Origin of the sequence: Collinsella aerofaciens ATCC 25986 (assembly GCF_964259375.1) — a bacterium.
In the GTDB taxonomy this organism is placed as follows: Bacteria; Actinomycetota; Coriobacteriia; order Coriobacteriales; family Coriobacteriaceae; genus Collinsella; species Collinsella aerofaciens_BO.
The window spans coordinates 1-22161 of the sequence record NZ_CAXVJM010000023.1 but is presented as its reverse complement, the minus strand read 5'-3'; the positions used below and the strand labels follow the sequence as shown (position 1 = coordinate 22161).

The window sequence follows — 22161 nt, the reverse complement described above, 5'->3', positions numbered from 1 at the left end:
AGTGTCCCTAGATGCCGGCACTTAGGGACGTTCCCAAAGTGCCGGCTACAGCGACAGGTCTTGGCCGAGCATGGCGATGACGCTCATGAGGACCAGCATGCCGGCGGCGTAGGGCAGCACCGCGCCCAAGAGTTCGGCGTCCTTACCGCGCACGTGCACGGCGGCAAGACCAATGGCGAGGGTCTGCGGCGAAATCATCTTACCGGCGGCGACACCCAGGGCGTTCAGCGCGACCATCCAGTAGTCACTCACACCCAGCGCCGAAGCGGCCTGGCTCTGGATGGGACCAAACAGCATGCCCGAGGACGTGCCCGAACCGGTCACGAACGCACCGACGGCACCGATCCACGGGGCCAGAATCGGGTACAGCCCACCGGCGACCGCAATGCAAAACGCGCTGATCGAAGAAATCATGCCCGCATAGCCCATCACCTTGGCACAGCCCAGCACCGAAAGCATCGTAATTACCGTCGGCATCATCTGCTTGACGGTCGCGGCCAGCACCTCGCCCATTAGACGCGGCGAAGCGCCCTGAATCGCACCGCCGATAAACGCGGCCAGGAAGATCCAGACACCCGGTGTGTTGATCCACGAAAACGTAAGCGTACCGGGGTTCTCGCCGCAATACACCTGCACGTGGCTCGCAAACGGAGCGAGCGCGGCGTGCACGACGGGCACCAAGTTGGACGTACCCAGCAGCAATACAAAAATCAAGATAAAGCACGACCAGGCCGAAAGCGCCGATTTAAGGGTGAGCTGTTCGCCGGCCTCGATATTCATATGGAAGCGCGCATCCAAATGCCCCGACTTCTCGGCACGCATGGCGAGCACGGCAGTCAGCGCAAGTGACACGATGGAGCCCACAACTACGGCAAGCTCGGGACCCACAAACATGGCAACGACCAGGGCCGCACCTACAAAGGACACACCGGAAAGCAGCGCCACGCCGGCTACGCCGTGCAGGCGTTCGGCAATGCTTGCAACATTGCCCTGGTCATCGGCAACACGACCCGCAACCAGCACGATAAGCAGCGGCATCGCCACAAAGAAGGGCGCGAGCTGCACCAGCTGAACGGTCGCCAGATGCAGGGAATCCAGACCCACCAGGTCGGCAACGGACACCGTGGGGATGCCAATGGAGCCGTAGGGCGTGGGCACGCCGTTGGCCAGCAGGCAGATCAGCACGGCAGGCACGGCCTCAAAACCAAGGCCCGCGAGCATGCCGGCGGGAATGGCAACGGCAGTGCCAAAGCCGGCCATGCCCTCCATAAAGCCACCGAAGCACCAAGCCACGAGCAGCGCCAACAGACGGCGGTCGCTGCTGATGGAGGTGATCATACTGCCGATCACGTCCATGGCACCCGTGCGCACACACAGGTTATACGTGAACACCGCGGCGATAATCACGAGCACGATGGGCCACAGGGCCATCAAAAAGCCCTCGAGCGAGGCCGTGGCTATCTGCACCGCCGGCAGGTGCCACCACGCAAAGGCGAGCACGCACGAAAGGGCGAACGAGCCAATGGCGGCCTTCCAAGCCGGCCATTTAAAGCACAGCAGCATCACGACGAGCCAGATGATCGGCACAAGAGCCAGCAAAAACGCAGCGACATCCATAGGTAAAAACTCCTTGGTACCGCGCAAGCGGCATCGGGGGGTCACAAAACCTCAACAGGATACCGCACGTTTACCGACAAATTACAGCCGCCCGCCGAAATTATTGAACAACCTGTTCAAAAACACGAATCGATACCACCGCAGCTATACTAGAGCGCAGCAAGAGAAAGGAACCTCCTTGAGTATCACGCCCCTCGATAGCATCCGCCGCGCCATCGCCCGCCGCAATGGCGTCGCCGACCCCGCCGTATCGGGCGGAGCGCACGGGCAGGGCGGACGCATCGAGAACGGCCTCTTCCCTGCCTCCCACACGGCCGAAGAGCTCGCGCGCATCCAGGAGCTGAGTCAGCGCAACGCCGGCGGCCCCGACAGCAGCCAGGCCACACGCCGTCGCCGCGAGCGCGATCGCCAACCCGGCCCCATCCACCGCATGGTCAATGCCTGGTGGAACCGTCTGCTCGGCGCCGTCTACGGCGGCGGCTTCTCCATGCAGGAAGCGGAATACGAGGAGCACGCCACCAGTCGCGACTATCTTTGGAACACCCTCGGCACCGCCGTGTGGGGCTTGGCGTTTCCGCTGCTCACCATCGTGTCCACGCAGCTCGCGGGCGCCGAGGAGGCCGGCAAGTTCTCCATCGCCTTTGTCACCGGCACGCTCATCATGATCGCGTGCAACTACGGCGTGCGCAACTTTCAGGTCTCGGACATCGACGAAAAAACCTCCTTCGCCTCCTACCAGCTCAACCGCTGGCTCTGCGGAGCGCTCGCGCTGGCATGCGGCCTCATGTACAGCAGCGCCCGCGGCTACGATGCGCAGATGGCCACGATCGGCCTGGGTGTCTACCTCTATAAGGTGATCGACGGCATCGCCGACGTGTACGAGGGCCGCCTGCAGCAGGCCGACAAGCTCTATTTGGCCGGCATGAGCCAAACGCTGCGTTCCATCGGCGTCATCGCGGTCTTTAGCGTGGCGCTGTTCCTCACGCGCAGCATGCCCATCGCGGCCATGGCCATGGGCGTCGCCGCCATCGTCTCGCTCGTGCTGGTCACCGCCCCGCTCGCCCTGCTCGAAACTGAAAAATCGCGCCGCGTGAGCCTGCGCGAGGTCGGCTACCTGTTTGTCCAGTGCGCCCCGCTCTTTGGTGCGCTGTTCCTGTTCAACCTTATCGAGAGCATGCCCAAGTTCGTGATGGAAGGCACGCTGGCCTACAAGTATCAGCTGTACTTTAATGCGTTGTTCTTTCCGGCGCAGGCTATTTTGCTGAGCATTGGATTTATCTATAAACCGCAGCTCCTGCGTCTGTCGAGCATTTGGGCGAATCCGCGTAAGCGTCGCCGCTTTGACCTGATTATTGTTGCCGTTATGGCACTAATCGTGGTCATTACCGGAGCGTGCGCCGCATTTATGGCAGGCCCCGGCATCCCCATCATGAGCTTTATGTACGGCCTTAACTTTGAGCGCTACCGCACGCTGGCGCTGCTAATGGTCGTCGCCGGCGGCGTCACCGCGGCAATCGACTTTATCTACGCCATCATCACGGTGCTGCGCCACGCCGGCGACGTCACCAAGATCTACCTGATTTGCTTCGCCGTAAGCGTGGTGCTGCCGGTGATCCTGATTAAGCTGCTGAGTCTGATGGGCGCTGTGGTGAGCTACCTAGCCATCATGGCCCTACTCCTGGTGCTGCTGATTATCGAGTACGCCCACATCCGCCAACGCATCGAGCGCGACCGCAACCCATACGGCGCCTAATTCGAATCAATTTGAAGAAAAGAAACGTCGATGTTTTGGCACCGACAGCGAGCAGTCTCGAAGTGCCCCAGGTTGGCGCGAAAGAGGAGCGACGCGTACTTCTGTACGCGAGCGACGGTTTGAGCGACAAGATGGGGTGCTTCGGGGCTGCGCAGCGTCAACGTGACCGCCGTTCGGTAGAACGGCGGAACAAGGTTATTCGCCCGGGTTGATGTTCGCGTAGAACTCGGCCCCGTCGTCTAGGCGAAGGATGCCCACGCGGCCGAACTCGGAGCCCGTTGCGGCGGCGCAGTCGATGTCGATGCGGTCGGGCACGCCGGCGGTGTCCTCGCCGCCCAGGCGCACGATCTGCCCTCGGCCCGACTCCTCATCAAGCCCCGCCAGGCCGCCCGCCTCGCAATAACGCCCGAGCGACACCGTTGGCGTGTGGCCGCTCACCGCGACCGGACCCTTGCCCTCGGCAGAAAGCAACCCCGTCGGCGCATCCCAATAGCCGTGACGAATCCACAGCAGGTCATCGGACGACTGCACCGCAAGCATCTGCTGCAGTAGCTCGCGATCGGCATCCACCGCTCCCGCACCATCGGCACAATCAACCCCGTGTTCAAGCAAAAACGCCCGCGCCGCCTCGGTTTGGATGCCGGCATGTACCAACAGGTACGGACGCTCGTCAGTCTCGGCCACCGCGTAGAGCGGCAGCGTCGCCATCCAACGCACAAGCTCCTCGTACGCCTCGAATTCCATATCGTTGAGCTGCTGACGGGTGGTCCAACCGCCGTTGATATCCCAGGTCTCGGCATCGAGCGGATCCTGGCCAATGATGGCGTCGAGCATGATCTGCTCGTGATTGCCCTTGAGCACGCGAGCGTTGGGTAGCGAGCGCACGAGCTTAATAACGCCGACCGGATCGGGCCCGCGATCGATCATGTCGCCCAGCACATACAGCGTATCGTCGGACGCCAGCGAAATCTTGGACAGGGCCTCGTCAAGCGCACGCACGTGCCCGTGAGCATCGGATGTCACATAGATCGCCATGAAACGCCTCTCTTTACATTGCTGCCGAAGCCCGGAGCCGCAACTAAAACTTCAAGTTGAACTTAAACGTTACCCATTGTACTCCGTAGCAATAAAGCTGGAAAGGGTTGCATACCGTCAACGGTCGCCGGCGCACGCCTGCCAACCCGCACCGCTCACGCCACGCCGTCTGACACAGCGCCTCAACCAGCGCCGCCCGCACCTCCGCCTCGTGTCGAAAATGCGCACGCCCGCAATCCAGGCCCTTAAACCCACCATCTTTGGGTACAAATAAACGCAGATAACTGACCGTGCCACGCCAACCACCCAGGAGCGGACACTATCCATGAACCAGATACTTCTCTTTATCGGCCTCGTCATCATTCTGTGCCTGACCATCAAACCCGTCGGCAAAAAGCTCCCCTTCCCCACCCTGCTCATCTTTATCGCGCTGGGCATGCTGCTGGGCGTCAACGGTCCGGCGCATATCGACTTTAGCGACTATGCGCTCACCGAAACCGTCTGCAGCACGGCGCTGCTGTTCATCATGTTCTACGGCGGCTTTAACACCAACATCGACCGCGCCAAACCCGTCACCGCGCCGGCAGTGCTGCTGAGCACACTCGGCGTTGTCGCCACCGCCGGCATCACGGGCGCCTTTGCGCACTTCGTGCTGGGCTTCGACTGGATCGGCGGCCTGCTGCTGGGATCGGTCGTGGCGTCTACCGATGCGGCGAGCGTCTTTAGCGTGCTGCGCGAGCACAGTCTGTCGCTGAGAGGTGGCACCGACTCACTGCTCGAGGTCGAATCGGGCTCCAACGATCCCGTCGCCTATATGCTCACCGCCGTGCTCGCCACACTCGCGGCCGGCGGCGACATTAACATCCCCGTGCTGCTGGCCAAGCAGATCATCCTAGGCGTGGGCCTGGGCCTTGCCATCGGCTGGACATCAGGCCGCCTTATCGAGCGCGCGCATGCAACAGCCGAAGGTGCGCAGACCATCTTCTTGTTCGCCGTGGCGATCGTTGCCTACGCGCTGCCGAGCTACCTGGGCGGCAACGGCTTTTTGGCCGTGTACCTTGCCGGCATCGTGCTAGGCGCGAGCGACATCACCGGTAAGGTCGAGCTGGCGCACTTCTTCGACACCCTCACCGAGATGGCCGAGATGACCATCTTCTTTTTGCTCGGCCTGCTCGTGACGCCCGCCCGGCTGCCGCAAATGCTGCTGCCGGGCCTGGCACTCATGGCTTTTATGCTCTTCGTGAGCCGCCCCATCGCCGTCGGTCTGCTGCTGGCGCCCTTTAAGACAAACCCTCGCCAGGTGGCGCTCGTAAGCTGGGCGGGCCTGCGCGGAGCAGCATCGGTCGTCTTTAGTCTCTTTGCCGTGGTGGCCAGCGTTCCCGGAGGTCACGACCTATTTGACCTGGTGTTTGTAATTGCCGTGTCGAGCATTGTGGTGCAGGGATCGCTGCTGCCCGCAGTGGCGAAGAAGCTCGACATGATAGATGCGGCCGGCGACGTGCGCCGCACTTTTAACGATTACCGCGACGAAGAAGGTATGTCGTTCGTCAAGCTCAAGGTGGGAGCTGGACATCCGTTTGCCGGTCGCTCGCTCGCCGATGTTGGCAGCGTCACGGACATGCTGGTGGTCTTGGTGCTGCGCGATGGCGCACACCCGGTGCTGCCCAACGGGGATACCGTGATCGAAGAAGGCGACCTGTTGGTGATGGCTGCCCCGACGTTTGAAGAGCGTGCCGGGGTTACGCTACGCGAGGTCACCGTAACGCCCCATGGACATCTGGCCGGTCAGCGCCTGCGCGACGTGCCGCAGGGCAAGCACCCGTTTATCGTGGTAATGCTCAAGCGCGACGGCCAAACGATCATCCCCGACGGCAACACCCTCATATACGCCGGCGACGAAGCCGTCATCGCCACGCTGGCATCATAGCCATCCCCGCCCATAAGTTGCGGTGAGATAGGGACTGAATAGGCCTTCTAGCAGCCTAAACAGTCCCTATTTCACCGCAAGTTATTAAGGGGATGGGTTGAAAAACATTTGAATTGACACCGAAATGAAAAAAGCCGGGAAAACGTCCCCGGCACTTGGAAGCCTTCTCTTTTGAGATGACCGACTTCTTTATATCACGAACGCTAGTTAGATGCCATTCATTGAGGGCTTTTTCAGGCGCGCCATCCCATCCACATGGCGCCATTTGAAAGCCGTCCGATCTCATGCTATAAAGAAATCGGTACTCTCCAAAAAGAGGGGCCTCCAAGAGCCGGGGTCTTACCCCCGGCATTTTTTGTGCGAGTCAAGACTAAACAGTTCTCTAGAAACCACCGGCGCCCTTACGTCAGCAATTTACGAGCCGCTCTACCCAACCTCTCGGCGGCTAAGGACTTTTCGCAGGTAGTTTGACGAACATATGTTTGCTTATTATAATTATACTTGAAAGCACCCCTTATCTCATGGTATAAAGAATATGGTTCCCTCCAAAAGAGGGGCCTCCAAGAGCCGGGGTCTTACCCCCGGCATTTTTTTTTGAAAAAATGGAGGCCCACCATGAGCGAACTCTCCGTCTTTGTTGACGAATCTGGCGACCTCGGAGGCGTCTCCAACTACTACCTCGTCACCCTCGTTTTTCATGATCAAAACGATGCAATCGTTGAACGCATTGACCGCTACGAGCGCGCCCTGTCGCAGTCCTCGCTTCCCAATACGCCTTTTCATGCAGGACCCCTATTGAATGGAAACGGCGACTACAAAGATCTTCCCAAGGAGCAGCGAAGGCACATGTTGAGCGCATTTCGCGCGTTCATTCAGCATCTCCCCATACGCTACCTCTGCCTACAATACCGAATGAGCGAATTCACCGACAATCAAAACGGTCTTGCGGAAAGAATGAGGCGGGACCTCACGGTTGAGCTTTTCGACCATCTGGAATTCTTCCAACGATACGACACTGTTAAGATTTACTACGACAACGGTCAACCGATCGTAACAGAGGTCATCCATTCTGCGCTCGAGTACGTTCTAGCAAAGGACGTCATCGTATACCGAGAAGCCACGCCGCGAGCCTACCGGCTATTCCAAGTTGCTGACTACATCTGCACGATCGAGCTAACGGCTATCAAGTTTGACAGTAAGGAAGAAACCAAGACGGATCGGCTATTTTTTGGAACCCGAAGGACGTTCAAAAAGGGATTTCTCTTATATCTCAGGAAGAAACGGATGAACTGACCCGGAATCACCAGTCGTAAGACGCTCCATAGTCATCGTCGACGGCAAAGTCTCGGAGGTCGAGGCCTTCGCATTCGGCTCGCGCTAGGAGCTCTTGGGGCGACTCATCCTCGATATCCGCTACGTCGAGCATGGCAGCCGGAAAGCCCGCACCCGCCGCACTCCCCGCGCGATCGAGCAGGCTCTCGCGCAATTGGTCTACATCAACGTCGATCTTCATGGTGCAACCTCCTATCGAGCCAAGCCCTTACTCACCAGCGCCAAGCACATCCACAGCAGAAACAAAAGCTGCCACCTGTTTATCGTCCATCTGCGTGGCCAGGCGCCCCACGGACTCATCGTAGGCGAACTGCACCTTATCGATAAAGCAATCCCAAGCACGCTCATCCACACGCACGGCAGCCTCGCAATACTGGCTGAGCTTTTTGAGTCCATACCAAAACGCATTCACATGGCGCGCAGGATCCTCATCCAGCACACCATCGTAGCGACGCCCGTTAAACTCGCGCATGCGCGCCACGGCAACCTTGAGCGAATCGCCGCCCTCGGCAGAAGCCTCATCCACCAGCTCGGGAATCGTAACCTCACGCCGAACAGTATGCCTGGTTGCACCATCGTACTCGCCCACCAGCACGTCCTCATCAAGCCGAGAATCGTAGTCCAAATAGCTCGTGCCGCAACAAATGCCGTGCGGCGAGCCCGTGCCAAACGCGCAGAATAACCCGCCGTCGGCAACAACACGACGGTAGGTCTCAAACGACTTCTTAACCTGAGCGAGCAACTCGGAAAGCTCCCCGGCATCGCACGCCGTCTCGATCGCAACGCGCGCAGGCTCGGGCAACGATACCGGCTCCACCATGCTCCCCGCAATACGGGCGGCACGCTCGGCCCGATACGCCTGCGCCGCCAAGCGTGCCCGCTGCGCAGCACCGCGCACGTTGGTAAGTTCACGCTCCAACGCCACGTCACCAGCAACATCGCCCGCAAACCCGTCAGTGCCCTGCGGGCCAGTCGCACTCAGCTCGGACTCAAACGTCGCTGTGATCATACCCGCAAGGTCCGTCGCGTCGGCGGCACAGCGCATCTGCTCCAGCTGCGCACATAGCAGATCGGCATCCAGGGGCACGGCATCCACAACGCGCACGTCACTCAAACGCGCCGTGCCCTGCAACACCAAAGCCCCCGCGACATCGTACGCCGTGCGAACCTTGGCCGCAGTATTGGCCCGCAGCTTTACCCCGATAAACGCAAGCGTCTGCTCCAAACGGGCCAGCAACTCGGCCTTCTCCTCCATGCGCAAAAAGGCAGCATAGCGGCGCTCCATCCGTAGCGGTCCAACAATGCCCGCCTGCTTGCGAGCGCGTGCAAGCGCGGCGCCCTCAACACGGCGAACATACCCGTCAACAGCCCGCACGGCAGACTCGCGCGCAGCGTGCTCGGAAGCCTCGACGCCCTTAAGCACACCCAACAGCTCACGGGAGCGCGCCTTGCGCACCAGCTCCCCGCGATCGTACTGCTCAAGCGCCGTCTGACGCTTGCCTACCGATTCAAAGCCAAACAGCTCGTCGAGCAGCTCGCCAACAGAACGCTCGCCCGCCATGGCAAGGCCTCCTCACGCACTACGCACCAACACGCCCGCGGGCCCACGCGCACTCAAGCCCGCTCGCCCGCACTTCTACAGATCCAGAGCCTTCTTCGCGGCATCGACCGGGTCGCCATCCATGTAGAACACCGGGCTCAGTCCCGAGATAATCTCGGACGAAACACTCTGTAGGCCCGCGATGGCACTCAGCGGCAAAATCACGCGCTTGGCGCCGGCGTTTTTGGCCACGCGCATAATGTCCTCGAGCCCGCGGATCTCGTCCATAGAGCCCGACATGCGCAAGATGCCCGGAATCGCCAGCGCGGGCATCACCGGGCGATTGCACGCCGCGGAGCAAAGTCCCACAAACTCGGCGAGCGAAACCTCCTCGGACAGGCCCTTACTCTGTAGGTCGTTGTAGAACAGCAGGTAATCCTTGGAGCCAATGTGCATGCCCGGCGCCACGCGGTTCGCCAGGTTCACAAAATTGTCGAACGCGGCCTCCAGCGTATCGCGCACCGGCTTGTTAAAGGCCACGCCCTCGTGCTTAAACTTGCACTCACCGGCAACGGCCTTGTTCTCCAACTTGTACACGGCAACCTCGCCGCCCTGCGACCTGCCCACGCCAAACACGTGACCGGACAGCAGCGGCCCGTCGGGAATCAGCGTGTCCTCGCTCTGCTCGGGCACGCGCACCACGTGCACGTCCTGCGGGTTGTCGGCATCCATATAGCCCAGGTTGACGTCGATAAACTCAACGCCCGCCATAATCTTGAGCTGCTCCTTTACGCGGCGACGGCCTTCGATGGCGTAGTCCAACAGCCAGCGCACGTCGTCCTTGTCCATGGCCTCGTCGGGGAACAGTAGCTTGGCCAGACCGCTAAAGGTCTTGCGCACGGCGATCTCGTCGCGCTTGTTAAAGTCGCTGTTAAAGCGGAAATACCGGTCGATATGGTGCGTAAAGTCCTTGCGACGCATCTCCTTGCAAAACTCCGACAGACAATCGGTAATCAGGCCGTAATGCCCGGTCAGTAGGCTCGAGCGCATCTTGGGAATCTCCCAGCCCGGCAGGTAATAATGGATGCGGTCAAAGAAAGCCGAATCGTTGTTAAACTCCGGCGGGAACGGATCAAACAGGTGCGTGGTCTTAAGGACGTTTTGCACGGTGTCGTTGATGTTGCCCTCAAAGACCATAGAGGCATCGGCGTTGATCTGGTCGCGGCCGCGCGCGTAACTGCCACTCGCCATGTAGTCTTTCATGATCTGCACGGCGTTGGTGTCCTTAAACCGCATGCCGGCGACCTCGTCGAACGTCACGCAATCCCAGTGTCCCACCAGGCCCACGCGGTCGGCTCGCATGGAGTTCATACGGCCGAACAGGTTGGCCGTGGTGGTCTGGCCGCCCGAAAGCAAAATGGCGTAGGGCGAGACCTCTTTGTAGATGTGGCTCTTACCGGTACCGCGGGGACCCAGCTCGCACAGGTTGTAGTTGCGCTCGATGAGCGGCACCATACGCTCGATAAAGTGCAGGCGCTCTTTCTCGGAAAGCTCACTGGGCTCATAACCAGCGGAGCGTAGCAGCATGTTGAGCCACTCGTCGCGCGAGAAATACTGGCGCTCTTCGACCATGGCATCCAGGTCCAGGTTGGGCATCTGGATGGGCGTGAGCGACGCCACGCTAAACGGAGAGTCCTCGGGCCCACGCTTCTTACGCTTGGCCTTGGCGCGGCGCGGCGCATCGTCGCCAAAGACCTCCATGCCAAACTCGTCTTCCTCATCCACGGGATGACGGTACTCGATGCTCATAATGCACCAAATGCCACCCTGCAGAATCTTGGAATAGTCGCGCACGTACTCGGCAGGCATCACAAACGGCTCGATAGTCAGATTGGCAAACGATGCCACGTAGATGTCTTTGTACTCGTCGAGCTTGGCCGTCACCTTGTCGATGATGGTAAAGCGGCCCAGTTCGCGAATCTTGGACTTAATGCGCTCGAACTCGTCGGGGCGCACGTAGTTATCAGTGAGGATCCTGCGGATGCGCTCCAAACCCTCTGCCACGGCATCCTCGTCGTCAGTTGAGCAATACATGCCCAGCAGGTACTCCAGCACAAAGGTTGGCACGTTGGCGCCACGCTTCATAAGGGCCGTCAGGTCCTTGCGCACGATCTTGCCAGCAAAGTGCTCGAGCAGTTTGCCGTCAAGGCCATCCATGTCGTAGCCCTCATCCTCGGGAGCCTCGGCCGCAGCCTGGTCATAGCCATCGGTCGAGGACTCGTCCTCGGCCGCCGCGGCAGACTCAACGGGCGCAGCAGCCTCAGCCTCCGCAGCAGGCACGACCTCCTCCGCAGCCGCAGCCTCCACGGGCACATCCACATCAATCGAGGGAACTTCCCACAGATCGTCATCATGGCTATCAAACATAGGGCACACTCCTAAAAACCAAAGTCAGCAACAGGGGCAAACGAAACAGCGATGGTGTACGTCTCGCGCCAAACGATCTTGCCCGTCTCGCGCTCGCGGCAGACCAGATAGTACGGACCCTTTGCCGAGAATCCATCCGCCGCGCGCAGCGCAAACTTGGCATGCACTACGCGCTCCTGCGAATTAACAGAAGTTTTGTTAGCATGCGCCTTGACCGTATCGCTCACCTCGTTGCCGCTTGCGTCGGTAAACACCAGCTCGTACTCGCACGGCAAGACCTTGCCTTGGGCTGGTTCTTCCTGGATCAAGTTGAGCGAGAAGAGCGAGTTGGTCACCCGGCGCCCCTCACTTAGCACGCGCAACGTCGCCGCGCGCGTGTCGACAAAGTCCTTGGAACCCGAGCGCGCACGCCAAAATCCAATAACGGGCACGCAAAGCTCCTGCAGGCTCATGCCGCCGTGGACGTAGTTGTTAGTACCACCGGGACGCTTGAAGTGCACGTTCTCGCGCGGGGCAAACCCCTCAAAGCCGGCACCCAAACGTCCCATGTCAACATTAACAAACACCCCGCGTGCCTCGCCCGAAAGCTTGGCCACGGCCTCGTTGGGCACCACCAGATGACGCTTGCCGTGCATGACGGGAGCGTCAAGGAAGGGAAGATCTGGCTTGCCGAGCATCTGACACTCGCTGAGCTCCCGGCGCGTGTAGATAAAGCCGTGATCCGCCGTTATAACAACACGCGCGCCCGGGGCGTCGGTGCACACGCGGCTCGCCAACGCGGCAAGCTCCTCTACGGTGTCCGTACAGGCATCGAAGACGTCATCCTGCGTAGCGGCCTTCTCGCCCGTGGCATCAATCTTGTTGTGATAGAGGTAGACAAGTCTTGAGTCCTTGAGCATCGCCTTGCGCTCGGTTCCCGCCATGTTGAGGTATGCACTCGAGCGCAAAGCGCGGGCTGTAGGCTCAACGTGGGCAAGCACGGCCTCGCGCTGCGGAGTCGTCGCAGTGGGCATGTCGTCAGCCAACACAAACGCGCCATCCTCTGCAAGCTCAAGCACCTGGTGCGGCAGCAGCGCAGGCATGCCCACCTCGGTAATGGAGGGAAAGACCGCCTGCATGCTAGAGACCTTGACGTTGCCGCCGCGTTCGCGCTCGAGCTGCGCCGCAACGTCGCGGGCCACCTCATAGCGCAGCGCATCGCTCACGATAACGACCGTTGTTTTGGCAGAACCCACAAAGGCGGGTAGCACATGCCAGTAAAACTCATCCTGCCGTGCGGGACCATCGATGTAGCCGCAATCGGCCCACTCCCCTTGCGCAGCAGCCGCCCAGCAGGCATTGGCATCCGCCAAGAACCAGTTGCTGTAGAGATTCTCCGCCCAGTCCGCCACGGCGCGGGCAGGTTCCTCGAGCGCATCGCACTCGACGGAGCGTGCCCGCAGATACGCGGTGCACATATGGCGATAGGCAGCGTCCATGGCATACCAATCGGACGTATAGGCATCCCACACCTGCTGGGACTGCGCCAGATGGAACCCACCCGCGTGCGTCTGCCTAAACGCGCACATATCGGCCACAGCGACAAGCAGGTCAAAGTAGCTCTCGACACGACGGTACCAGCTTAGGTCGCAACGGCGCGCAGCAAAGGCACGCGCATCCTCAACACGGTCTGCACCTTGCGCAAACGAGCAGAACAGCTGCGAGAGCACAACCTCGTTGACGCACGGGAACACATCAAGCGAAGCCAGCACATCGATCGGCAAGGTCTCGAACCGTGCAAAGAGTCCGCGGGCGTCCTCAACCAAACGGCAAATCTCAAATAGGTCCTCGCTCGACGCCTGGGTATCGGCGGTCTGGTCCCACGTACGCACCGCCTCAAGGCAATAGGAGCCGTAGGCGGGAGCCACATAGCTTTCGAGTCCCTTGAGCGCTCCCTCGGGAAGCGCGGTAGACGCCGCCGTAAGGAGCACATGGGATGAAAGCATAAGCAATGAGTCGCGCTCATACAGCGGTCCCTCAAGCCCATAGCAGCGAAGCATAAAGGCAGAGAGCACATCGCGCACGCAGTACTTGTCCATCAACTCGGCCAGCGCCTCGGGACCCTCGTGCAGCAGCATGGTCATACAGCCACGCAGCACAAACGCGGGGCGCGCGTCACCAAGCTCTTTACCGCCAAAAATCACCGTAAGGATGCCGAGTTCGATATCGGATGCGCCCGAGGCATGCGGAACACACGCGGCAAACTTAGCGCAGCGGGTCTTGGCATCAAAGAACGTCTTGCGCTCGCGCAGGCTCTCGCGCACGGCGTCGATATTCTCGATGCCTAGCTGATCGGCCAAAAGCGAAAGATAATCAGCTTGAAACCGGTCAGCATACAGCTCAACATCGGCAAGCCAATCGCCCTCAAGCCTGCCGCGCGGGCAACGGCGATACAGCAAGATATCGCTCACAAGGTCATCGCGGTTGACGAGCTTCTTGACGGCAAACATGCGGCCCTCGCAGGCTTCAACAAACCGCACTGGGCGCTCAAAGTCACCGTGAGCGGGCATAACGCCGTCATCAGTCCCCGCACCGTCGAAGCCCTCGGCGGCCAAACGTTCAAACTCAGGAGCAAACTCGCCGTCCGCATCGTGCCAAACCACCACACGGCGGGGCATGCATGCGGGCAACGGTTGCAAAAACCGCAGCTTGAGCTGTTCTTCTACATCGATCTTGGGCATGAATATCCTTACCGTATCTGCAGTTACTTAATCTTTGCCAGCACATCCTGAAACTTGGCGTAGTTGACCTTGACGCCGTCATCCAGGTCGATCTTAATCATCTGGTCTGCCAAGTGGTGCAGTTTCTCCTCGTAGCCAATGGTCTCTTTGAGCTGGTCGTTAAGCTTTTTGACGCGCTTGTCCAAGCGCACGCGCTCGCCGCGCTCGGCACCAGCAAGGGCATCGTTGGCATAGCCGATCTGGGCACGGTAGCGCTCCTGCTGCCCATGCACATAGTCGGTGCGGATGCGAGCCAACAGGTCGGGCTGATAGCGATGCATGTAGACAAGGCACTTAAAGCCATTTTTCTTGCCGCTGTCGAACAGCCAGTAGATGGGGCGCTTCTTATAGGTCTGGCAGTGGTCCCTAAAGAAGTCCTTCAAAAAGTAGGCGCGGATGACCTCGCGCGAGGCGCCCTTGCCGCCGAGTGCCTCGGCAATAAAGGCCAGGTTCTGCTCAAGCGTCTCCTCACCATACACGGTGCGCACAAAGTCGATAAAGTAGCGCACGATGTCGTCGTCAAAGTACTCGTCATCGGTAATGGGCAGCACGTTGTCGCTATCGGGCATAAAGGTCACATGTGCGGGATCGGGCATCTTGGCCAGATAGTCATCGACTGTGGCGCCTTGGTCGGCCAGAACCAGCCCGTCCACATCCAGCGAATAGCGGCCAAACATGCAGCCCACGGCATAGCTTATGAGCGAGGTGATCTCGTCTCGCTTGGTGCGCGCGTATTTGTTGCCCTTATAGCTCTCGGGAATCTCGTCGGCGGTATCAAAGATGCGCGCCACCGAAACGTACTTATCCTCGACCTCGATGGGCACCTCACCCTCCATGTTGTAGATCTTGGCAAAGATTCGGTTGAGCTCTTCCTCGTTACTGCGAAGCTGCTCAAAGCGAGCATTAACCTCGGCCTTGCGAGCCTCGTATTTATCGGCGAGCAGTGTTGACATGGAACGCCTTCCAGGTAGTAGGGGATTAAAAACAATGATTCAAAGGGGCATTTTATGTGGTAGTCAAGCTTTTCTCACAGCACCCAGGAGGGTCCGTCCAACAACCGGGCACCATCTTCCTCGAGCGTATATTCACTCATCCAAGCCTTACCCAAAATGTCATACATAAAGAGCCAAAGGCTTACCCCATCGCGAAAGGTCCTCGTTGAAACAACGTAATTGGAGCCCTCAACCTCGCCTTCATACGACTCACACGACTCAAAACCGATGTAATCAAAACAACAGGTATCTCCAGGCTCAAGATTAGATACGACTGGCTTTTCCTCCACAATAATTGACGGAATTGGCCGGGGACCTACATTGGTAATCGAAACAATGAATCCGTAATCTTCCTCGAAACTGTCCACCTCAACTTGAGGCTTAGCCTTTTCGCTCCGAGACCTCTCTTCTTCTTGCTTCGTTTCTATGTCGTGCTGATACGAGACCACTGCAATAATGACTGCCGAAAACGTCCCGACTCCATTTAACAAATCCCCCGACGATAAAGAGTTGAGCAACGGAAGCGAGCAAATGCCGGATAGAAATCCAAGAAGAGCTTTAAACAGTAACGTGAAAACCACTAAGCATGGAATTGAAACAGCCAAAGAAATAAATAGTCGGCGAATGTACCTCATGCTGATCACTCACAATAAGGGGTGACGTTTAAAATCCCAGGAGGTTTCAAACGAGTCCCAGTCGGTTTTTGACAGTTCGATAGCCAGTTCAGCCATGCTAGAGATACGGCCCTCTTCACCAAGGCCAAGAAGCGGCAGCCTTGACACAACGCCCGCATTACAATTAAGAGTTGGGTTAATCATTCTGAGCATCACAGATGCTGCGGATGAATTCAGGTAGGCAATTAGCGGAAGCAGGTTGTCATCTGCAATAAATGCGCAACTTCCAGCATGCTCAAAAAGACTGTGTCCGCCGTTGACTCTAAACGAATTGCGATCGGACGTAACGTCTGACCAAGAGATCGACGGCCTAAATTGATCATCAAGGCTGACGGGGCGGAATCCTGACTGTTTTTTCATCTCCAGTTGGCCAGTGACTGAGAAATTCATAACGTTATCTCGGTTGCCATACCACTTGCGATAGCTACCACCTTTGTTACATGGATACCAACACGTTGCGGTTTGGACCTCGTTAATCGATGAGCACTCCCTATCAAACTTTGATAGTTGGATCTCCCACCAAGCTCTAATGAATAAGTCATTGTTTCCCGTTGTGATTCCAGCTTGAAGCGACGCGCGCGTACCAACAGCTGGATTTGATTTAAATGCAGATAGTATTCCGCCCCCAGCCCAGTAGGCTATTGGGGCACCGGGGATCTGCTTGAAGATGTCGGCGTCGCGGCGGTAGAACCAGCCGCAGTCGGGATCTCGGATCGCCTCGAGCAGCTTGAGACGCTTCGCCTCACTACCGTTGATGCCGACGAGGCGCACGTAGGCGCCCTCGCATGCCGCGCGGCCATTGTAGATGACGTCGGCTGTCACGTTGACGACCTCGCCGCCGATGGCGTCGAATGCGCGGGGGCCGAGATGCGCCATCGAGACGATAGTCTTGCCGCCGGTGAGCGAGGAGCGCATCTTCTCGAAGCTGCCCAGGAACATCCAGCTCTGCATAGTGACCATGGCCGCGTAACCGCGGTCCTTTGTAAGGTTGAACCCGCGCTCGATGAAGCACGTACACAGGTCGCTCTTCACGTCGGGGTAGTTCTTCTTGACCCACTTGCTCATAAAGGGGTTAAAGCTGCTGCTGCCCATATACGGAGGATTCGCCACGACGCAGGTAAAACGACGGGACAGTTTCTCGCAGATGACGGCAACGCTTTCGAGCTTAGTTTTGGTCGCAGAAGCAAAAAGATCGTCGGAACAGCTCGCGGCGGCGGCCTTAAGCTCGTCAATCTCGTCCTCTGAAGGATTAAGAAGCGAGCCGATCTCGCCCAAATGGCTCAGTTCCTCGGCGAGCTTCTTGTTACCCGGCAGCTCATCCTCTCCCAGCGGAATGCTCGTGAGCACGATAACATCGGCGCGAACACCACGCCTAAAGAAGCGACGGTCGTGCTCGCGAGCGCACATGGCAAGCGCCAGCTCGGCGATCTGAGCCGCACGGGGATCGATCTCCATGCCAGCGAGGTTTTTGGTCAGGATGAGCTCCGGGATCTCGCGCTCGCGGTAGCCGCGCTCCTCGTACATGGCAAAGAGCAGCTCAAACGCATAAACCAGGATATGGCCCGAACCGCACGCTGGGTCGCAGAGCGAAATCTCCTCGGGACTCGAGATGCGGATGAAGTCCTCGTGCTCAGAATCGGGCTCGATGTAATATTTCATGTGCTCGCGTAGCGAACTCCCCGGGTTGTTGAACATCCACAGACGGCCGAGTGAGTTCTCGACCATATAGCGAACGATCCACTCGGGGGTGAAGAGCTGCGTGGCGGGCGCGATGTCCTCCGCCGCTGCTTTGCGCTTGGACTTGAAGAACTCGTCTTTAACGTCAGCATTGTAGTACTGATACATCCAACCCAGAACGGTCACGCCCTCGCACCAGTCCTCGTCAGCGAGGACGGCGTTGAGCTTGCCCACCACGCCGTCGGATATCATGAGGCCCTGGGGCAACAGCAGCTCCATGGCTCCGCCCACGCGTTCAAAGACACCCGGCAGGCAATCGGCAAGCTCCTCGCACTGAGCAACAAACAGGTAGCGCCACAACGGTTCATCCAAGCCCGCCATCTTGAGCTCGGCTATGCGATCGGTATCGACCGTCGCTATTTCCACGTCCAGTGCGTTCTCCACGGCCTCGCTGCCATGGCTGCCGTCCGCACGACTTAGCATGCGCATACGGCTGGGAAGCCATCCGCGTGCATCCATGAAGCGAATGGCCACGATGCGGTTGAACCAGGTGTAGGCAGCACGGTCGCGCAGTGCCTCGTGACCCACCTCTGCCTGTATGCGCAGCAGTTCGTCGCGTTGCTCAATCTCGGCCGGACTTAGGGGCAGGCCGTTGACGGTCTCGGACCCAGCGGGCGCAGGTGCAGGTTCGGTGATGCCGTAGCGCACCATCTGCGCCTCCACGCCTTTGATGAGCTCCGTGCGGGCCCAAGTGCAGAAGCTCTTAAGAGCAGAATCGTTCATGGTTGATGAGCCTTTCTAAACGCCATAAGCCACCGGTGCGCGCTTTGGTGCCAGTGGCTCTGCGGGCTAGTTGATACGAATCTCGTCGTTTGCAGCGAGTGCTTGCATAAGGCGGGAGCGCAGGTCGTCCACGTAGCGCTCCACGTCCTCTGCGGACAAGAGACGACTCGGCTTGGCCAGATCGGCGCGGCGCACAGTCTTGATCTTGCGCTGGGGCACGGGTGCAGGCGTGGGCGCTGACGACGCAACGGCCTTGTTGGAGATCTTCTTGACCACCTCACCCGTACTCGTGACCTCGGTGGTGCGGCGCTCGTTGTCCATACGGATGCGGGCCGCATCCACAGCGTCGTACATCCCGTTGGTTGCTGCGCTGAGCCAGTTGGCCCAGTTAGTCGCGGCAACACTCAGCTCGTTGAGGCTTTGAGCGCTGTGGGCACGGTTTTTGAACGACTCGTATTTGGCGCCGGCGTCTGCTATGGCATCCTTGGCTTGATTGACAAAGCCCTTTTGACTCTCAGCCTGTGCCTGCAGGTCTTGCAGATCGCTCTCGATTCGGCACAAAAACTCATTGCGGCGGATGCCCAGCAGCTTTTTCATGTCGTCCTCGACGGGATCCATAAGCGGCTGCAGGTCTTTAATGCGGCCGTAGGGCTTGGGATCCTTGAGAACCTCACGCACCTTTGCCACATTCTCAACCGCGCTGGGAATGTCATCGGAGGCATACTCGATACCCTCGGTGCGGCTCAAGAAATCCTTGGCGTGGTCAAACGCTGTTCGTTGGTTGGACTCGAAAAACTCAACCACCTTGTCAAAGTCTTCCTTGGCATCGAGCAAGCGCTCCTCATGCTTGGTGAACGTGGTCAAGAACGCCTCGGACTCGTTCTGGTCCTTAAGGACGTCGACGACCTCAGAGCGCATCTTATCGCACTCACTCTCGCCAGGATACGGATAGAGCGGTTTGATGCCCGTATAGAAGCCGTGCGCCATATCGAGGCAGGCTTGACGAAGGCTCTCAAGGCGCTCTTTAAGCTCGGCCACGAGCTTATCCTCATCGGAGGGCACGGTATCAAGGTCAAACAGGTCACGCATAAGATCGCCCGTATCGCGCAGCAAACGGTCACTCATACGCACGCGTAGACGCACCTGCACCTTATCGGCATCCTTGCGCAAGAACGCCACCATTCGATTGTCGTTGGCTTGGATCGTCTGACCGCCAAACAGCACTTGCGCGCGTTGCTCAACCACAAGCTGCGCCACCACATTTGCGATATTGACCTCGCGCCAGCCATAGGGCTTTTGCTGGTACTTGCGCTGAATATCACCCATAGCGGTATCCAAATGACGCTGATGCTGCACTCTGAGGTAATCCTCGACATCCTTGAGGGCACGCGCATTCCCAGCGTCCATGCCATCAAGCCCAGCTTGAATATTGCCCGCCAGCGTGGAGCGGATATCGGAATCGCCCTCGACCGGCGCGCCGATATAGCCAGCCTTACCAAAGATTACGTCGCACAACTGCGCGAGCACCTGGTCGAAGACCTGCGCAGGCTTGGTGGCACGGACCTCAACCATGCGCCCGTTGACGGCGCATCGTGCATGAAGCACCGCCTCGGTCAAAAGGGTGTCAGCCTCTTTCTCGTTAGAGTCCTTCTCACGCATTTTGGCCTCGACAATCTGGCGGGTGCTCGGCGGTAACTCCTGCAGGTTGCGCGTCTGGGCGTACATGCAAATCTTGGCGGCGTTGACGAGTGGGGTCCAATAATCCACCTCGTCGCTCAAGGCCACGATGGCTTTATCCACAGATTTCAATGCTAACTCGGCATCGTCGGCGCAGCCCAAGTCACTGGCCATGGTCACCACGGAAAGTTCCATACCGCCCATGCTGGATCCATGAATCGAGCCATCCACGTAGCGGTCAAAGGGGAAGTCGTTGGCCTCGCGGGTGAGCTTGCGCGCAGTGTAGATGCTCTCGAACAGGCGCTTCTTGATAGACTCGATCACCTTTGCGTTGTCGATCGGGGTTTGCGCGATCTCCTGTGCAATTTCCTGCTCCTCATCGGTAAGGAAGCTGTAGGTATCACCCTGGCGCGCAACGTAGTTCTCGTGCTCCAAGCGGGCGAGGGATTCCTTGACGCGGTCCTTAAGGGCGCGCTTGTCCACGTCAAGGCTATCAATCATGAAGATGGAGATGTTCTCGACCGAGGCCTTAACGTAGCCGATGTAGCGGATCAAGTACAGGAGCTTAAGCACCCGAACATCGTAGCTCTCAAGACCTTCTGCGTTTTCAGCTGCGCGCTCCGCGCAGACGACGACCTGAATGATGCCGTGCTCCAGGTCTTTAGAGATTGTGTCGAAGAAGCGCCAGAAGGGCACGAGAGCGCCGGTCTGCTCATGCTGGATAGCCTGAGCACTCTCCTGGAAAGCGCTCAGCATGGAGCGCTCGCCCGTGGACATGTGTTTGGCCTTGACACCGTGCTTGCGTACCTCGGTCATGACGTCGGGCAGCAGCTTGAACTGATAGCCTACAAACGGGTAGCTGGCGACAAACTCCTTGGCGTTGGCATAGCCCGCAAGATCGGCGCGCGAGCCTTCAAATGTGAAGTTGTTTTTGAGGACGGCGGAGTCCTGCTTATAGAGTTGGGCAAGCGCATCGGCCGCCGGTGCGGTCTTCTCCAAAATACGGCGCTGAATGACCTCGTCAGCGCTGGAGCTAGAAAGCGAAAGGCGAGTATCAAATCGACCCAAGATCTTAGAGAACATGCTCGTATCCAGCCCGCCCGGTAAACCGAGATTGTAGATGTCTTCTTGACTCGAAACCATCACCCAAACACGGCCACCACAAACTGATCCGAGTTCCTCGACTACCGTCTGGAGACTCAACAGACGATCCGAGTTGCCGCCGTTAGCAATAAACTGGCCAACCTCATCAACCATGAAGACCAAGCGAAAATCGCCACCATTGGCAGCCGCCTGAGCGTCAATGTACTCCTTAACCTTTTGAGCAAATTCATCAGGCTGAAGAAGCTCGTCATCAGGAGCAGAGACCCATGCACTAATTTCATCGTCGCTCATGCCCAGAACAGATTTAAGAAGCTTACGAAAAGCCTTGTTATACCTATAGGTCTTGCGATTTTCGAGCCATGTTTTTCCTGTTAGACGCTCAAATTCGTCGCGAAACTCTTGAGTTTTACCTATCTCATCGATGTACTCCTCAAGCTGAGCAAGCTTGGGCTTAACGCCGTAAAACCCTCGCGCCTCATAAAACACGCGCTGGAATCCATAGAGAACAGCAACAGATGCCTTATCGCCCTTCCACGACCCCGCCTTGGTGTCGATATTGAACAGTAAGGTTTGCGTAGGAACGGAACAGGCGTGCTCCATGGAAGCAAACACCAACGGATCGGCAATCTTGCCATCAAAAAAAGAGATAGCGCGCTTCCCATCAACATTGAGATTCCCAAGCAAATAGCTCAAGATTTTAAGAAAGTGTGACTTACCGGACCCATAAAAACCACTGACCCATACGCCCATTTTGTTGGTAGGGTTATACAGAGAATCGCCGTAGGCTTTAAATAAGGCTCTGTTAGACCAGGATTGACATGCCGACCTGCCGGCTAACTCGCCGTCTCCCCGTCGGGCGCCGGC

13 protein-coding genes are annotated in these 22161 nt (G+C 58.4%); 3 read left to right on the top strand and 10 right to left on the bottom strand.

The genetic code is table 11. The features are described 5' to 3' along the window. Positions 1-45: 45 nt before the first annotated feature. Positions 46-1617, bottom strand: coding sequence for an L-lactate permease (locus ACEXKH_RS08980; protein ID WP_373573861.1), 1572 nt, complete (start codon positions 1615-1617; stop codon positions 46-48). A 178-nt stretch (positions 1618-1795) separates the two neighbouring features. Here ACEXKH_RS08980 and ACEXKH_RS08975 point away from each other — a divergent pair, with 178 nt between their 5' ends. Continuing rightward, positions 1796-3370 carry a lipopolysaccharide biosynthesis protein gene (locus ACEXKH_RS08975; RefSeq protein ID WP_373573860.1) on the top strand — a complete coding sequence of 525 codons (1575 nt, stop codon included), beginning with the start codon at positions 1796-1798 and terminating at the stop codon, positions 3368-3370. A 195-nt stretch (positions 3371-3565) separates the two neighbouring features. Here ACEXKH_RS08975 and ACEXKH_RS08970 read toward each other — a convergent pair whose 3' ends face one another. Beyond that, the gene (locus ACEXKH_RS08970; RefSeq protein WP_373573859.1) at positions 3566-4405 is read right to left on the bottom strand and encodes a metallophosphoesterase; all 840 of its coding nucleotides are present in this window, start codon (positions 4403-4405) and stop codon (positions 3566-3568) included. A gap of 325 nt (positions 4406-4730) precedes the next feature. Between ACEXKH_RS08970 and ACEXKH_RS08965 the strand changes: the two genes are divergently transcribed. Both ACEXKH_RS08965 and ACEXKH_RS08960 read left to right on the top strand, forming a co-directional pair. Further along, positions 4731-6332 (top strand): potassium/proton antiporter, encoded by a 1602-nt coding sequence (locus tag ACEXKH_RS08965; RefSeq protein WP_373573858.1) that lies wholly within the window; start codon positions 4731-4733, stop codon positions 6330-6332. A 615-nt stretch (positions 6333-6947) separates the two neighbouring features. Next, complete coding sequence (locus ACEXKH_RS08960; RefSeq protein WP_373573857.1) at positions 6948-7625, top strand: DUF3800 domain-containing protein; 678 nt, start codon at positions 6948-6950, stop codon at positions 7623-7625. Between the two features lie 7 nt (positions 7626-7632). Here the strand turns inward: ACEXKH_RS08960 and ACEXKH_RS08955 are convergent, their stop codons facing one another. From ACEXKH_RS08955 to brxC, 8 genes are all read right to left on the bottom strand, one after another. Further along, a complete protein-coding gene (locus ACEXKH_RS08955; protein WP_373573856.1) occupies positions 7633-7845 on the bottom strand; it encodes a hypothetical protein in 213 nt (70 codons plus the stop codon). 27 nt (positions 7846-7872) lie between these two features. After that, a complete protein-coding gene (locus tag ACEXKH_RS08950) occupies positions 7873-9225 on the bottom strand; it encodes a hypothetical protein (protein WP_373573855.1) in 1353 nt (450 codons plus the stop codon). 75 nt (positions 9226-9300) lie between these two features. Continuing rightward, positions 9301-11631, bottom strand: coding sequence for a protease Lon-related BREX system protein BrxL (gene brxL, locus ACEXKH_RS08945; RefSeq protein WP_373573854.1), 2331 nt, complete (start codon positions 11629-11631; stop codon positions 9301-9303). Positions 11632-11642: 11 nt separating this feature from the next. After that, positions 11643-14351 (bottom strand): BREX-1 system phosphatase PglZ type A, encoded by a 2709-nt coding sequence (pglZ, locus tag ACEXKH_RS08940; protein WP_373573853.1) that lies wholly within the window; start codon positions 14349-14351, stop codon positions 11643-11645. 23 nt (positions 14352-14374) lie between these two features. Continuing rightward, positions 14375-15343 (bottom strand): hypothetical protein, encoded by a 969-nt coding sequence (locus tag ACEXKH_RS08935; RefSeq protein ID WP_373573852.1) that lies wholly within the window; start codon positions 15341-15343, stop codon positions 14375-14377. Positions 15344-15417: 74 nt separating this feature from the next. Next, positions 15418-16017, bottom strand: coding sequence for a hypothetical protein (locus ACEXKH_RS08930; RefSeq protein ID WP_373573851.1), 600 nt, complete (start codon positions 16015-16017; stop codon positions 15418-15420). A 9-nt stretch (positions 16018-16026) separates the two neighbouring features. Further along, positions 16027-18516: a BREX-1 system adenine-specific DNA-methyltransferase PglX gene (gene pglX / locus ACEXKH_RS08925; RefSeq protein ID WP_373573850.1), complete on the bottom strand. Its 2490-nt coding sequence runs from the start codon at positions 18514-18516 to the stop codon at positions 16027-16029. A 66-nt stretch (positions 18517-18582) separates the two neighbouring features. Next, a partial coding sequence (gene brxC, locus ACEXKH_RS08920) for a BREX system P-loop protein BrxC (RefSeq protein WP_373573849.1) occupies positions 18583-22161 on the bottom strand: 3579 nt, incomplete at its 5' end.